General features: G+C 38.6%; 11 protein-coding genes and 1 pseudogene. 9 read left to right on the forward strand and 3 right to left on the reverse strand.

From position 1 onward, the window contains the following. The first annotated feature begins 126 nt into the window (after positions 1-126). On the forward strand, positions 127-1,254 hold the full coding sequence (locus LB467_RS11820; protein ID WP_224474247.1) for a sensor histidine kinase: 1,128 nt from the start codon (positions 127-129) through the stop codon (positions 1,252-1,254). Positions 1,255-1,311: 57 nt separating this feature from the next. On the opposite strand, the gene LB467_RS11825 is transcribed toward LB467_RS11820, so the two are convergent. Further along, positions 1,312-2,601 carry a paraquat-inducible protein A gene (locus tag LB467_RS11825; protein WP_224474248.1) on the reverse strand — a complete coding sequence of 430 codons (1,290 nt, stop codon included), beginning with the start codon at positions 2,599-2,601 and terminating at the stop codon, positions 1,312-1,314. A 193-nt stretch (positions 2,602-2,794) separates the two neighbouring features. Here LB467_RS11825 and LB467_RS11830 point away from each other — a divergent pair, with 193 nt between their 5' ends. From LB467_RS11830 to LB467_RS11845, 4 genes are all read left to right on the forward strand, one after another. Next, on the forward strand, positions 2,795-3,202 hold the full coding sequence (locus tag LB467_RS11830; protein WP_224474249.1) for a BLUF domain-containing protein: 408 nt from the start codon (positions 2,795-2,797) through the stop codon (positions 3,200-3,202). Between the two features lie 144 nt (positions 3,203-3,346). After that, a complete protein-coding gene (locus LB467_RS11835) occupies positions 3,347-4,069 on the forward strand; it encodes a hypothetical protein (protein ID WP_224474250.1) in 723 nt (240 codons plus the stop codon). Positions 4,070-4,509: 440 nt separating this feature from the next. After that, positions 4,510-8,934 carry a CheR family methyltransferase gene (locus LB467_RS11840; RefSeq protein WP_224474251.1) on the forward strand — a complete coding sequence of 1,475 codons (4,425 nt, stop codon included), beginning with the start codon at positions 4,510-4,512 and terminating at the stop codon, positions 8,932-8,934. Between the two features lie 48 nt (positions 8,935-8,982). After that, positions 8,983-9,351, forward strand: coding sequence for a response regulator (locus LB467_RS11845; protein WP_224474252.1), 369 nt, complete (start codon positions 8,983-8,985; stop codon positions 9,349-9,351). Positions 9,352-9,486: 135 nt separating this feature from the next. Here the strand turns inward: LB467_RS11845 and LB467_RS11850 are convergent. After that, a pseudogene (locus LB467_RS11850) lies at positions 9,487-9,765 on the reverse strand (isoaspartyl peptidase/L-asparaginase); the annotation flags it as partial. A 197-nt stretch (positions 9,766-9,962) separates the two neighbouring features. On the opposite strand from LB467_RS11850, the gene LB467_RS11855 reads away from it, so the two are divergent. Further along, entirely contained in the window at positions 9,963-10,202 is a 240-nt protein-coding gene (locus LB467_RS11855; protein WP_224474253.1) for a hypothetical protein, read from the forward strand. A gap of 38 nt (positions 10,203-10,240) precedes the next feature. Here LB467_RS11855 and LB467_RS11860 read toward each other — a convergent pair whose 3' ends face one another. Further along, entirely contained in the window at positions 10,241-11,806 is a 1,566-nt protein-coding gene (locus tag LB467_RS11860; RefSeq protein ID WP_224474254.1) for a Fic family protein, read from the reverse strand. Between the two features lie 274 nt (positions 11,807-12,080). Between LB467_RS11860 and LB467_RS11865 the strand changes: the two genes are divergently transcribed. The 3 genes from LB467_RS11865 (at position 12,081) to LB467_RS19595 (ending at position 14,921) form a co-directional block, all read left to right on the forward strand. Continuing rightward, the gene (locus tag LB467_RS11865; protein ID WP_224474255.1) at positions 12,081-12,293 is read left to right on the forward strand and encodes a hypothetical protein; all 213 of its coding nucleotides are present in this window, start codon (positions 12,081-12,083) and stop codon (positions 12,291-12,293) included. 252 nt (positions 12,294-12,545) lie between these two features. Beyond that, positions 12,546-13,655 (forward strand): HsdM family class I SAM-dependent methyltransferase, encoded by a 1,110-nt coding sequence (locus tag LB467_RS19590; protein WP_224474256.1) that lies wholly within the window; start codon positions 12,546-12,548, stop codon positions 13,653-13,655. Between the two features lie 57 nt (positions 13,656-13,712). Next, the gene (locus LB467_RS19595) at positions 13,713-14,921 is read left to right on the forward strand and encodes an N-6 DNA methylase (protein ID WP_237690440.1); all 1,209 of its coding nucleotides are present in this window, start codon (positions 13,713-13,715) and stop codon (positions 14,919-14,921) included. Positions 14,922-15,006: the final 85 nt, after the last annotated feature.

A 15,006-nucleotide genomic window follows, 5' to 3' on the forward strand; every position in this document is an offset into this window, starting at 1 on the left:
AGACTTCAATAATCCTGTAAATCACATAAATATCGTTTTTACTTAATCTTTACAAGGTGTGCATCAACAATGTTTATTACATTTGAAAACTAAAATTTAACTTCAGTTGTTCCAAAGCAATTTTCTATGTCTAAACAAATAAAAGAGGATATTAGTTCATTACGTAAATTAGATTTTGATCTGGCAAATTATTTCTCAAATACTATTATTCCCCAATTATTCGTAGATGCCGACATGATTCTGAGAATTTTCACCCCCCCGGCAATGGAACAGTTTTCATTATCCTATGACGATATAGGTAAAAATATTAAGCATGTTGAAGATAATATTCGCTATCCTACTTTCCTGAACAATATTCAGGAGGTAATGACCACGAGCGAAATTTTTGAAAAAGAAATACAGACAACAGATGGCAACTGGTTTCAGATGAACATTCTTCCATACGTGGACCATGACCGGAACGAGATCAATGGCGTGATTATAACTTTTGTGAATATTACCATACGCATGAAGGCGATTAAGGAGCTGGAGAAAATCAATGCAAAACATAATGTGTTGATGTTTGCACTATCCCACGATATGAAGCAGCCAATTTCTACCATAAAGCTAATTTCTACCGGACTTTTGGAAACATACAAAAGACAAGATTCAGAAAAGTTCCACGCTATGATTAAAAGGTTGCAAACCATGTCTGATGGAATCAATACAATGCTAGATGAATTTACTGAAGACGGCGAGGCAAATCTTCAGAAGAAAGTTGAGCTGAAACAACAGAATATTATAAGATTATGTGGTAATATTTTGAATGCGCTTCGGGAGGAAATTGTAAAGGGAAACATTAAGGTTTTAAAAGATTTTAAAACGCAAAAAGTAATATTTCCAAAAAATACTTTAAGAAGCGTAATTTACAACCTTATACATAATGCCATTAAATATCAGGATCCAGATCGGAACCTGGTTATCAAGTTAAAAACCTATAAAATCAGGGATTTTGTAATATTCAGCGTAGAGGACAACGGTTTGGGGGTTGCGGAAGAACATCAAGAGATGGTCTTTGAAAAAAAGACAAGGATTAATCGTGAAATAGAGGGAACAGGAATGGGATTATATGTCGTCAAGAAAATGATTGAAGCCCATGGTGGTAAGATTGAATTGAAAAGTACTTTAGGAGAAGGCTCCGAATTCAAAGTCTTCTTTAAGAATGAAACTGAGGAAAAAGAACTAACAAGCGCTGGGGAAACCTTAACGGATTGATCCAATTAATTTAGCATCGGATGGTCTGCAATGTTTTGCCAGCCACCTTTTTATTTTTTAGTTCTTTTCCAGTACAGTTATCTTTTTAAGAATTGTAGAAAGCACAAGACTAAATAAAACGAAGCCAATAAAAATAATAAACCCCGGCTGCAAGGATGTTTTATTGGTTGAAATACTCACGAGCGATTCGGTTTCAATATTCGCGTTTGAAAGCTGGTGATCCAGTATCCCCTGGAAACCTATATATGCCATAAATATGGCGATCACATACACATCTGCCATGCTCCACTTCCCGGATTTAAATGCGAAGAATTTCAGGATTTTGCTTCTCCTTATTTTTTCATTTCCTGCGAGGTAGATCTGGGTGGATATAAGTTTGGCAATAGGAAAAACAATACTAAAGGCAAGAATAAGGATCCCTACAAAAAATGAATCTACCTTTCCTGTCTCGAATAATATATCGATCACCTGCAGAATACTTTTGCTTTGAAAGAAAATTACCTGATCATTAAAAGTTATCTGTTCCCCGATCAATAGAAAATTCACCTGCTGAAAACGCGCATCTATTTCTATCATAGGAGCAGTAAGCCCTGCAAAAAGAACCACTAATGATAGTAGTACAGATATGATAAACATAGGCGTATGCAGGTATAATTTATTTCTTAGCAACCACCAAATAAAGAGAAAGACCACAATAATTCCCAGCAAAATATAGGTATGATTATAGGTTTGATCCTCCAGTGCCCGCAAATCCCCCGAGGTTTTACGGTTGAAGGCTTGCAGATCTGCTACCTCATACTTTTCAAAAATTGTATTTATCTCTAAAACTGCAGTTTCAGAATCTGCGTGGGTCATATCACTGTATTCCTGAAGCTTACTTTTAATGACATATTTCAGTGCTTCTTTATTCTCCGGTTGCTGTATTTCATCTACAATAGTCTGAGCAAACATAGGAACCAGGGCTCTGATCTTCTCCTCAGGAACCAGTGTCCTAACCGCAAATTTCCTTAGTTTCCCTTTTAAACTTTTTTGTTTAAGATTCATCAAACTATCGCCCTTATCAATCCCGGCCATAAGAATGTTCTCTACCTGAAGCACAAGGGTATCTTCCTGTTCAGGCGTGAATTCAAAATCATCAATACGGTTTAGGACCATATTTGTTAAATGATCTCTCCAGACATTCACTGAGAGGATGCCATGGGTCATGCTATTAAGCTCGCTGTAGTCTTTCTTGATTTCGGCAGCTTCCGAAGAATATTTATAAACCAGATAGCTGCTCCATCCGGCTATGGCAAGCAAACAACCTGTAAATAAAATCAGGAGAACGCGTTTAAAATTTATAGACATGTAATTTTGGAGTATTCATTAAAGATACTCCTTTAGTTCGGAAAATCTCTTAATCATATTTTATGATAATCAAAGTTTTAAATTTTTGATGTTTTTTAAGAGTTTAAATTAATCCATCACAATTAATATACAAATTAGCACTTAGCGGCTTTTCTTTGGCTTATATTAAAATAGTTCTATAAAGAATTCACAAATGAGACATGCTATATGTTACGTGAGTAACAAAAAGAAAGAAATTAGTGACACACAGATTGAGGAGCTATTAGAAGAATGTTCTACTAAGAATAGTTTATCCGGAATTAAAGGGCTCTTATTATACTCTGAGGGGAACTTTTTTCAAATTATAGAAGGAGAAAAAGTCTTTATTTTAAATCTTTTCGAAATAATAAAAAAGGACCCTCGTCATTACGGAGTTATACAGATCATAGGACGTGACATAGAGCAGGATGCATTTGATGGCTACAAAACTGATATTTTAACTGATAAAATAAGGTGTCAATCAAAACTCCCTAAGGAATACACCGATACCCTGGAAGGTTTACCTTTTGAACTTAAAAGAATCATGGAGCGAATGATGGAGACATTTATAGACACCCATTAGCATTGAGTAGAGTAGATATCTATTCACAACAATTTTTAATATGGCTCGTTATAGACAATATAAATTACGAATTCCTGATTCCCTCCTTCACAGGAGGAGTTATGGCAGGATAGTTGAATAACCCTTAATCTAAAACTTATAAAAATGAAAAATTTATTTTCAAAATTACTTGTATTTACAATTGTGGCTGGTATTTCTGCCTGTAGTTCGGATGATTCTGCCGAACAACCCGCACAGGAACAAGCAACACTATCTGTAAATTTTAATACCGTTACATCTCCATTTGATATTCAGGCTCAGGCCTCCTCAATTAATAAACAGGCTTCTGGAGGTAACTTTGTTTTTGACGATGGATTTATCACCCTGTCGTCTATGGAATACGAGGCTGAATCAGAGAATGATCTGGAATCGGTGGAATTTGAACTTGAGCAAGTGGTAGTGATAGATTTTGCTACAGGAATTCCTACCCCAGATATTATGGCAATAGCGATTCCAGCAGGAACTTACGAAGAAGTGGAAATAGAAGTTGAGCTATTTGATGAAACAGAAGAGCCTTCAATTGTTTTAAATGGTACTTATACATCCCCAAATGGAACCGCTCATCCTGTGCGTTTTGAATTCAATTCAGGTGAAGAGTTTGAAGTAGAAAGAGAAGGAACAATAGTCTTTACTGAAGATCAGCCGGCCATTGCTGAAATCACTTTTGACCCATCTGTTTGGTTTGCTCTGGTTACTGATGAGGACATGGAAAGTGCCAATAAAAATATGGATGGTATAATTGTGATAAGTGAAGACCACAATACCGATATTTTTGAAACAGTTGAAGACGGTTTAGATTTAGTAACTGACCTGGAATTTACTAACTAGAGTCCTATATAAAATAACTATTGCAATAAAATTTAAGTAAGATTAAGAGACTGTCGAAAAAGGCAGTCTCTTTTTTTTTGCAGTAACGGAATCGAGCATATTAAGGTTCATTCTCAGAAAACATTCCACTGCGTTCCCCTAACCTACCAAGGTTTCACATTCAAAAATATTAAAGCATTTCTTTATGCCATTAAAAGGGTCGTGAAAGATCCTCCCCGTCTAATATTTCAAATTTTTCATTGTTAATGTTGCCATTAGGAATGAGAGACCAATGGAGAAAGGATCAACATAATCAGCACGAGTAACTACAAGCAATAAAATTTAGTCTTAAATTTAACTTCCGTATCTATAATGTTTTTCACAAACATTTGTTATAAAGCTCTTAAAGTTTTGAAAACCTTATAATTAACGGTATTTTTTCTTTTCCCAGAGGATATTATATGAAAGAACAAGAACATAAACCAAATAAAGCACTCACCAAATCTAAAAATAATTTTCCCGTAGTAGGCGTTGGTGCTTCTGCGGGGGGGTTGGCGGCATTTAAACAACTTATAAAATCCATTCCCGAAGATTCCGGAATGGCCTATGTGCTGGTGCAGCATCTGGACCCAGACCACGACAGTCTGTTGCCGGAACTACTGCAAAAAGTCACCAAAATCCCGGTTTTGGAAATTTCAGATGAGATTAAGGTGGCGCCTAATAACATTTACATTATCCCCAGTAATAAAATGCTACTTGCTAATGATGGTAAGCTGGAACTAAGCCCCAGACCAGAAAAGAGCGAAAAATTACAAAACCTTCCTATAGACCTGTTTTTCACCTCCCTTGCCTGGGTACACCAGTCGTATTCAATTGGAGTAGTATTGACAGGGACAGGTTCCGATGGCACCGAAGGATTAAAAGCCATTAAAGAACATGGAGGCATCACGTTTGTACACGACCTGGAGTCGGCAGAATATGATGGAATGCCCAGAAGTGCGACAAATGCGGGGGTGGTGGATTTTTCCCTTCCGCCGGATAAAATCCCGGCAAAAATTCTGGAGACAATAAAAAAAATCAACGCCAAGGAAGCTAATGACGATGATCCAGAATACGAAGGACAGGATGAGAAGATTTTTAAACAAATACTTTCATTGTTGCGCACGCGTAGAGGAACCGATTTCACTTATTACAAGCAACCCACTATCCGTAGAAGAATACTCCGCAGGATGGCTCTAGGCAACAAGGAAGAGCTTTCAGAATATCTTGACCAGTTAAAATCTAATACCTCAGAACAAGATGTGTTGTATCAGGATTTATTGATCCCCGTAACCACTTTTTTTCGGGACACTGAGGTTTTTGAAAATTTATGCAACACTACCCTTCCAAATATTATTAAGAATAAAAAAGAAGGAGTTCCCATTCGTGTTTGGGTATCGGCATGTAGCACAGGCCAGGAAGCTTACAGCATTGCTATCTGTCTTTTGGAGTTTTTTGAGAATAAGCCTTCCTCTGGACCCAGGGAAAAAATACAAATATTCGGTACAGATATTAGCCAACCTGCCATTGAAAAAGCACGAACCGGAATTTATAAAAAAAATGAATTACAGGACTTATCTCCCGAACGTTTGAAAAAATACTTCACTAAAAGAGATGGGCATTATCAAATAAACAAGAAGGTACGCGAAATATGTGTTTTTGCCCTTCATAATTTTCTTATGGATCCACCATTTGGTAAAATGGATCTTATAAGTTGCCGCAACGTTCTTATTTATATGGAGCCTTACCTTCAGAAAAAAGCACTCACCACCTTTCACTATGCCCTAAACCAGAATGGATATTTATTGCTGGGAAAATCGGAAACTGTAAGTAATGTGCCAGATCTCTTTGGTCCTTCAGAAAAAAAACACAAAATATACTCACGCAAAGATAAACCCGGCAGGTTTATGCTCGTGACCAGCCAGCGAAGCGAGCAAAATATCGAGGACATCAACTCCAATTCCAGGGAAGAAAATACACGCACCGATTTCCAGAAGATCGCAGATGATGTTATCCTAAGTAATTATACCCCCGCCGGGGTGGTAGTGAATGAGACCAAAGATATTGTCCATTTTCGGGGAAACACCAGCAAATTCCTGCAACAGTCCCCCGGGAAACCTACCCATAATTTGTTGAAAATGGCAAAATTGGGATTGTCATTTGAACTTCGAAATATTTTGCACCAGGCAAAAACAAACCTGCAAGACAATCCCGAAAGAAAAACTACTGTAGAAAAAAAGGACATACTAATAGAGATAGATGGAAAAACACATAACATCTCTATTGAAGCTGTTCCTTTGCCTAAACTTGTGGAACCGCATTATTTAATCCTTTTTCACGACCATGGCCTTGCAGTATCTGCTGAGGAAACTTCTACAGCACCAAAAGATAAAGAAAAAGACAAGCGTATAAGACAACTGGAACAGGAACTTTCCCAAACCCGGGAAAATATGCGCAGTATTACCGCGGACCAGGAGGCGGTGAATGAAGAGCTGCAAAGTGGTAATGAGGAACTAGAAAGTAGCAGTGAAGAACTGCAGAGCCTGAACGAGGAATTGGAAAGCAGCAAAGAAGAATTGCAGAGCACCAATGAAGAACTTACCAGCTTAAACCAGGAATTGCAGAGTTTGAATGCCCAACTTGTGAGTTCCCGGGATTATGCCGAGATCGTTGTTGATACTATTTGGGAACCCCTTTTAATTTTGGATAAAAACCTGCACGTAAAATCTGCCAATAAAGCTTTCTACAACACATTTAAAGTCCAGGAAGAGCAAACAGAGGGAAAATTGGTTTATGATATAGGAAATAAACAATGGGACATCCCCCAATTGAGAACACTATTGGGGAACATACTGCCGGAAAAAGAAGGTTTCACCAATTTTGAAATGACCCATGATTTTCCAGAAATCGGAACCAAAACCATGCTGCTGAACGCCCGGCAGATCTTTAGTCCCGATAATGAGGACAATAGAATTTTACTGGCGATTGAGGATATTACGGAAGTAAAAAAAGCGGGTGCCAAAAATGCGAGATTGTCGGCGATTGTGGAGTCTTCAGAGGATGCTATTATCAGCAAAACCCTGGATGGGAACATTACCAGTTGGAACAAAGGTGCAGAAAAGATATTTGGATATAACCACAAAGAAACTATAGGAAAACATATATCTATCATTATTCCCCAAGAGCACCAGGAAGAGGAAAAAAAGATCTTCGATAGAATTAAAAAAGGAGGAAAAGTAAACGAATTTGAATCGGTAAGGATTACCAAAAAAGGAAAAAAGGTTCCTATCTCCCTTACAGGTTCCCTGGTAAAAGATGCCGGGGAAAAAATTATCGGGGTCTCTGAAATAAGCAGGGATATATCTGACCGAAAAGAAGCGGCGGAAAAAATTAAAGAAAGTGAACGACTGTACCATGAGTTGATCTATTCTTCCCCCTCATTGATCGCTACTTTTACAGGAGAAGACCATAAAATTGGTATAGCCAATAATGCTATTTTAGAAGCATGGGGAAAAGGTAAGGAAGTTATTGGCAAACCAATTTTGGAAGCAATACCGGAATTAAAGGAACAGGGTTTCAAAGAAATAATGGATAAGGTATATGAAACCGGGGAAGCTCAAAAGTTTTTCGAAATGCCTGTAGATATATTTCGAAACGGAAAAATGGAACGTTCTTATTATAATTTTACGTACTACCCGCAAAGGGATATAAACAACAACATTACCGGAATAGTGGATATTGCCACTGAGGTTACCCCACAAGCCGAATTCAATCTTAAACTAAAGGAAAGTGAATCTCATTTTAGAAAAATGGCCGATTTAATGCCGGGAAAAATTTTAAATACAGATGAAGAAGGATACGCTTATTATTTTAACCGACATTGGGTTAGCGATACCGGCCATAGCCAGGAAGAACTTGAAGGCCGCGGCTGGCAAAATTGTATTCATCCCGATGATTTTGAAACTTTTATAAGCCACTGGAAGGAATCCTTAAATACCGGAAAAGAATTTGAAATGGAATTTCGCTGTGCAAACAAGAACGATGGATATAAATGGCACTTGGGCAGGGCCGTACCGCTTAAAAACAATGCCGGAAAAATTAAATTTTGGATCAATTCGGCAATAGAAATTCAAAAACTTAAAGATGAGGAAAAACGCAAAGAGGATTTCCTTAAGATGGTGAGCCATGAGCTTAAAACCCCTGTTACTTCTATAAAAGGATATGTGCAATTATTGTTGAGCATCCTTAAAAATGACAAGGATATAGGTTTGGATTCTTTGCCCCTAAAACCTTCTTTGGAACGCATAGATACCCAAATAGGACGTTTATCGAGACTTATTTCTGAAATGCTGGATCTCTCACGCCTGGAGGACAATAAACTGGTATTTAAAAACAAAGTCTTTAGCATAAATGAACTGGTAGATGAAACCATACAGGATATCAACCATTCCAGAACCGGGCAAAAGATTAAAATCGAGCACCAGTTTAAGTGTAACGTCAATGCCGATAAAGACAGAATTGGTCAGGTATTGATAAACCTAATCACGAATTCCATAAAATATTCTTCTAACAGTCAACCAGTGGAAGTGGAAATTAAAAAAGGAGAAAACAATTACGTTAAAATAAGCGTGAAAGATCATGGGATAGGCATAGCTGAAAATGATTTGAAAAAGATATTTGACCGTTTTTACCGGGTTACTGGTACAAATGAAGATACGTATGCCGGTTTTGGAATAGGCCTATTCCTTTCCAATGAGATTGTAAAAAGGCATAAGGGGAAAATTTCGGTAAAAAGTAAAGTAGGAGAAGGTTCCGTTTTTTCTTTTTCGTTGCCTTATGAAGTTTAAATGCTTAGCTGCGCTAAAATCTAATTACATGGTATAAACAGGAAAAAAATGAAAAAAAGCAATACAAAAATTTTAGTTGTAGATGATGATACCGCGATTGGCGATATGCTTAAAATGCTGCTGGAAATGAATGGTTATGAAGTAATTGTTTCTGAAAAGCCCGAAGAGACAGAAGAAAATATTATTACTCATGGTATTGATTTGGTACTTTTAGACATGCTCATTTCAGGGGTTAATGGCACCGATGTTTGTGAAAGGATAAGAAGAGAGGAAACCACCAAACACGTAACTATATTGATGATGTCTGCCCTTCACGATGCCGGGAAAAAATGCAAGGCTGCAGGTGCCAACGATTTTATTGCCAAACCCTTCGATATGGATGAGCTACTGGAGAAAATAAAGATCCTGGTGCAATAGATAGCTATCAAAGTATTACTAGCGGGAAAGCAATAGTTGAAATTGAGCTTATGAATTCTATAAAAAGCAAGAACCTGTCTGAAAAGTTTTTTAAATCGTCATTCTGAATTTATTTCAGAATCTAAGATGTTGATAATCTATGGCCAGCATCCCGATAGTGTCGTGATTTTCAATATTGATTATCGGCTTATAGTTTTTCTCTTCCAGGCATTTTTCCATTCTTTTTCCTAATTCAGTCAGAAGATTTTTTGGTTTAAATCCGTTTTGAATGGCAAAGTTACAGGCACCCTCTCCTATTAATATTACATGAGAGCTTTTTTCCATCACTTTTCGAGCGACTGCTACAGGATGCTCTATATTTTTAAGATAAGCCACACTTCTGCAATTTCCATCTGGAGCCATATTACACGCATCCCGCATTTAGAAAATCACTATAAACAATAGCCTTTCTACGGGCTTAATCACTCATTGAGGCTTAAGCCGCCGGAATGAAATTTATTTCGGGCAGGTTCCCCGAGGCCTGTCCGAATTATTCAGGCGGGCTTGCCCCGATATTAAGATATATTTTCCAATAATGTTTCTCGGGGTTTGCTCCGAGGTAGTTACTCGAAATGCAGGAGGAACTACTCACCAGGATAATTAATATGGGGATGACCGGAGAATATTCTGAAGTAAATATGGTATTAAAGCCCGGGGATACTTACAAATTCGATCTTGAGCAATTTCGCGAAACTAAAGATACTAACCTGAATAAGTTATTGACTTTCTTCGATGAGCTTGAACACCTTATGAACTCCCTGGCAAATATTAATGGGATTACTGAAGAGGAGCTTGAGGATGAGAATTTATAAACAAGGATCTAAGCATACACAGGGCAGGTTAAAAAGTACTAACTTTCCCTGAACAACTCCCTGAAGGTCTCCTCTATTTCACGAGCCTCTTCTGCTTTTAGGTTCACAAATTCCTTTTCGCGGGCTCTTTTAGACAATTTTCCCTCATTCTGTTCAAGGAATCTTACCAGGAGAGCTACCATTTTATCCGGCATTTCATATTCGTCATCCAACCATCTTTTAAAAGCATCATAAGCCGTGAGGTATTGAATTTCCTGAGGGATTATATTATCTATGGTGTCGTTTACGCAATCATATAAAAATTCCGTTTGCTTAGTAACGTCAAAAAATCGATAGTAATCCAGAGTATCGTTCATCACCTGGACATTGTTATCTGGTGTTTGTTCCCAATCAATATAATCCAAAAGAGGGTGTGAATAATCTTCCAGAACGTTTCTATAGTCAACAATATGATCAAGAATAGAAGCTGAGACAGGAAATATCACCCCTTGCTGAGAAAATTTTTTCTTTGCCAGGAGATGATGGATTATATATCTATGAATACGTCCGTTCCCGTCGACGAAGGGATGAATAAACACAAAACCAAAAGCAATTTTCGCGGCGGCCATGACTGCTGCAAAATCATTTTCAAGTAATAATTGATTTGTAGCAAGCAGACCTTTTATTAGCTTAGATAGATCTTCAGGTTTTGCGGAAATATGATCTGGTATTGGTGCCCCAGTTGTCCTTTCATGTTCTCCAACAAAGCCTCCCTTTTTCCTGAAGCCCATCTCTACGAATCGACTGTTTTCAATCACCACTTGCTGTAGTCTAACAAATTCTTCTTCTGAAAGATCTTTTGTTCCCGCCTGTCCAATCGCTTGCCCCCATCGTGCTGCACGTTTGCTTGGCGGGTTTTCTCCCTCTATTGTAAAAGAAGCTTTGGAATCTTTCAAAAGAAGAAATGCCGAAGCTCTTTGTATAATATCCTTACGTAAACCTTTTAAGTATTCACTTTTTTTCTCCTCTAAATCGGCCTGAGAGAATTCAAGTTTCGCAGTCCTACGAATTAATGGACAAAAATAAGGAGTGCCTGGGAGGTTATTAATCACCAAATGACGTTTTGATTTTGTCCCATTTATAGCAAACTGAAGATTACTATCTATAGCGGGAACGTAACTTTTTTTAGTGAGGGCCTTCTTTTGAGGAATCTCTTTTTCCATAATCCATTCCAACAAGAACCATATCCTCCGGCTATATTGTCCGGTAGGTTCAATATCTGTCAGCTCATATAGTTCTTCTTCAGAAAAGTACCTGGTTAGCGCACTAAACACTAATAAATTCACCCCTTCATATTTTAAACTGAATATCAGGTGCCTATAAAGGGCTTCGATTATGGAAAGTTTCTCATGATCTTCAGGCAAATAACTAGGTGGGAAGACCCGCCAATCCTCGGTTTCAAAAGATTTGTTTTGATCGCAGATCAAAGCCACGGGCTTTTGAATAGGAATATTAAGACCCAGCTTATCAATTATGGCGGAGTATCCTACGATGACACCTTTTTCTGGTCTTTCTAGTCCGTGAAAAACAGGCGCATCAGAATAAAAATGGGCGGGATCTAGCATGTAAAAATAAATTTGAGCGCAAGATAAATAAAAAATAGGCGCAGATAGTAAAAAATGAGCGCAAAGTTTTAATATTTATTAAAAATAGGCGCACTTAAAAAATCTTTGCCACCGGACCCTTGAAAAACTCCAAAATATACTTTCTCCGCGCTTTATAAATCCTAATGACTCTAAAACGCTAAGCTTCCCTTTAAACTACTGAAATTACAATTATCATAATAACGACACCTATTGTCGCCTTCCCGCCTTAATATTGTTGTACAAAACAAGGGCGATGAGAACATTAGAAATAACACTTTTAGAAGAAAAATACCAGCATATTCAGGAAGAAATCAAATATGGAGGCAGAACCATGCTTGAGGAAGAAACCCTCGGTGGTTATGACATTAGCCTTCACGTTGGAGTGCCTAACATCTATACTTATCTCGAGATGAATTATATTAATCAAGTTGATCTGGGAGAAGTGGAATGGAGCTTTAGTTCTTAATAATATGTTGACACCTTCGAGAAAAACTATAACAGCATAAATAATATTGAAAAATCTCCTTTTATCCACTTCTTGCACCTAAAAATGTAAGTATTACAGAAAACCGCTTTCAAAGCTTTAAGAAAATATTTAGATTTACCAAAGTGTTGCCCCACCTCCGCAAATCCCTACTCGCGGATATAATGCCTGCAAAAGAAATAATTCTATATGCAAGCTTCGGGCATTTATAAATCTTACACCGAACAAACATAAATGACTCAACAAACACACAATAAATTAGTTTCCTTTATCTGGTCTATTGCAGATGATTGCCTGCGTGACGTTTACGTGCGCGGGAAATACTGCGATGTAATTCTGCCAATGGTGGTTCTTCGCCGCCTGGATGCCTTACTGGAACCAACCAAAGATGCTGTGATGGAAGAGCTGGCTTTTCAGCGTGATGAAGCCGGGTTTACCGAATGGGACGAAAGCGGACTCCGCGAGGCTTCGGGATATGTTTTCTACAACACCAGCAAATGGACCCTGCAAAAACTGCACGATACCGCTACCAATTCCCAGCAGATCCTGCAGGCGAATTTTGAAGATTACCTGAATGGCTTCAGCCCCAACGTAAAGGAGATCATTGAAAAGTTTAAGCTTAAGAGCCAGGTACGGCATATGGCGAGCAAAGATGTGCTGCTGGACGTACTGGAAAAATTCACTTCTCCTTATATCAACCTTACCCCTTTCGAAAAAGAAGATCCCGAAGGCCGAAAGATGCCTGCGCTTTCCAACCTGGGAATGGGCTATGTTTTTGAGGAGCTCATCAGGAAATTTAACGAAGAGAACAACGAGGAAGCCGGGGAACATTTTACCCCGCGTGAGGTAATAGATTTAATGACGCACCTGGTTTTTGATCCCATAAAAGATAAAATGCCACCGGTAATGACCATCTACGATCCTGCCTGCGGGAGCGGTGGGATGCTTACCGAAGCTCAGAATTTTATCAAAGACGAGGAAGGCCTTATCAGAGCAACCGGCGATGTTTACCTTTACGGAAAAGAGATCAACGACGAAACTTACGCCATTTGTAAGAGTGATATGATGATCAAGGGCAACAACCCCGAGAACATCAGGGTGGGTTCTACTTTGTCTACAGATGAATTTGCAGGGACTACTTTTGACTTTATGCTCTCCAATCCGCCTTACGGGAAGTCCTGGAGCAGCGAACAAAAATATATCAAGGACGGAAAAGATGTGATCGATCCCCGGTTTAAGATCACGTTGAAGAATTACTGGGGCGTGGAGGAAGATGCCGATGCCATTCCGCGCTCTTCAGATGGGCAGCTGCTGTTCCTTATGGAGATGGTGAACAAGATGTAGCCCAAACACCAAAGCCCTTCCGGTTCCAGGATCGCTTCGGTGCACAACGGCTCCAGTTTGTTTACGGGCGATGCCGGCGGCGGCGAAAGCAACATCAGGCGCTACATCATTGAAAATGACCTTTTGGAGGCTATTATCCAGATGCCCAACAACCTGTTCTACAACACCGGCATCACCACCTATATCTGGCTGCTCAGCAATAATAAAGCTGAAAACCGTAAAGGAAAGGTGCAGCTTATCGATGGCGGACAATTATTCCGAAAGCTGCGAAAGAACCTCGGAAACAAGAACTGCGAATTCGCTCCCGAGTATATTGATGAGATCGTAAAGACTTATGCTGAAATGCAGGCGGTAAGCCGAAAGATTGATAATGAAACCAATGCCGAAGTTCCCGGAATAGCTGCACAGGTTTTTGATAATGAGGATTTCGGATACTACAAAGTAACCATAGAACGCCCGAAGCGGTTAAAAGCTCATTTCACTGCGGAAAGAATTATGGACTTACGTTATGACAAACAGCTGAAAGAGCCAATGCAATGGGTCTGGGAAACTTTTGGAGAGGAAGTATATACAAAGCTGAAGGATCACGAAAAGGAGATCCTTGCCTGGACGGAAGAAAACGACCTTAACCTGAGCAGCGCAAACCGAAAGAAACTGTTGAGCCCCAAAACCTGGAAAAAGCAAAAGGAAATTTTAGAGCTTGCTGAAAAACTGCACAAGAATATTGGCGAAAAAGAATACTTAAATTTTAATAATTTTAAAATAGAAGTTGAAGGAAAGCTGAAGGATTGGAAACTCAAACCCGGCGCATCCGAAAAGAATGCAATCTACAATGCGGTAAGCTGGTATGATGCCGAAGCTGAAAAGGTGATCAAAAAGAAAGAAAAATTAAGCGGCGAAAAATTAAGTAACCTCCTCGCCCACCTTAGTTGTACCGAAGAACAATTACCCGATTTTGGCTACTTCCCCACCGGGAAGGCCGGTGAATTTGTCATTTTTGAAACCGAAAGTAACCTGCGGGATTATGAGAACGTGCCTCTAAAAGAGCCAATATACAGCTACTTTTTAGAAGAAGTAAAACCACACGTTCCCGAAGCCTGGATCAACCTCGATGCAGTCAAAATTGGTTATGAGATAAGCTTCAACAAATATTTCTACCGCCACACCCCGTTGCGTTCTTTGGATATAGTAGCCAAAGAAATTTTGGAGTTGGAAGAAAAGAATGAAGGTTTAATTTTAGAAATATTGAATTTAAATGAAAAGTAAAATAGTATATCAGCTATTTTACTTTAACACGCTAAAGTAAAATAAAGTAAAAATTATTTACCTTTATTTGGAAAAAGTAATAATA

This window comes from Salegentibacter tibetensis, assembly GCF_020164485.1.
Classification (GTDB): domain Bacteria; phylum Bacteroidota; class Bacteroidia; order Flavobacteriales; family Flavobacteriaceae; genus Salegentibacter; species Salegentibacter tibetensis.

Excerpts from the sequence above, each read along its gene's own strand:
- LB467_RS11835 (WP_224474250.1), top strand. The coding sequence starts at position 3,347 with ATGAAAAATTTATTTTCAAAATTACTTGTATTTACAATTGTGGCTGGT.
- LB467_RS11840 (WP_224474251.1), top strand. The coding sequence starts at position 4,510 with ATGAAAGAACAAGAACATAAACCAAATAAAGCACTCACCAAATCTAAA.
- LB467_RS11855 (WP_224474253.1), top strand. The coding sequence starts at position 9,963 with ATGCAGGAGGAACTACTCACCAGGATAATTAATATGGGGATGACCGGA.
- LB467_RS11845 (WP_224474252.1), top strand. The coding sequence starts at position 8,983 with ATGAAAAAAAGCAATACAAAAATTTTAGTTGTAGATGATGATACCGCG.
- LB467_RS11830 (WP_224474249.1), top strand. The coding sequence starts at position 2,795 with ATGAGACATGCTATATGTTACGTGAGTAACAAAAAGAAAGAAATTAGT.
- LB467_RS19590 (WP_224474256.1), top strand. The coding sequence starts at position 12,546 with ATGACTCAACAAACACACAATAAATTAGTTTCCTTTATCTGGTCTATT.
- LB467_RS11820 (WP_224474247.1), top strand. The coding sequence starts at position 127 with ATGTCTAAACAAATAAAAGAGGATATTAGTTCATTACGTAAATTAGAT.
- LB467_RS11825 (WP_224474248.1), bottom strand. The coding sequence starts at position 2,601 with ATGTCTATAAATTTTAAACGCGTTCTCCTGATTTTATTTACAGGTTGT.
- LB467_RS11860 (WP_224474254.1), bottom strand. The coding sequence starts at position 11,806 with ATGCTAGATCCCGCCCATTTTTATTCTGATGCGCCTGTTTTTCACGGA.
- LB467_RS11865 (WP_224474255.1), top strand. The coding sequence starts at position 12,081 with ATGAGAACATTAGAAATAACACTTTTAGAAGAAAAATACCAGCATATT.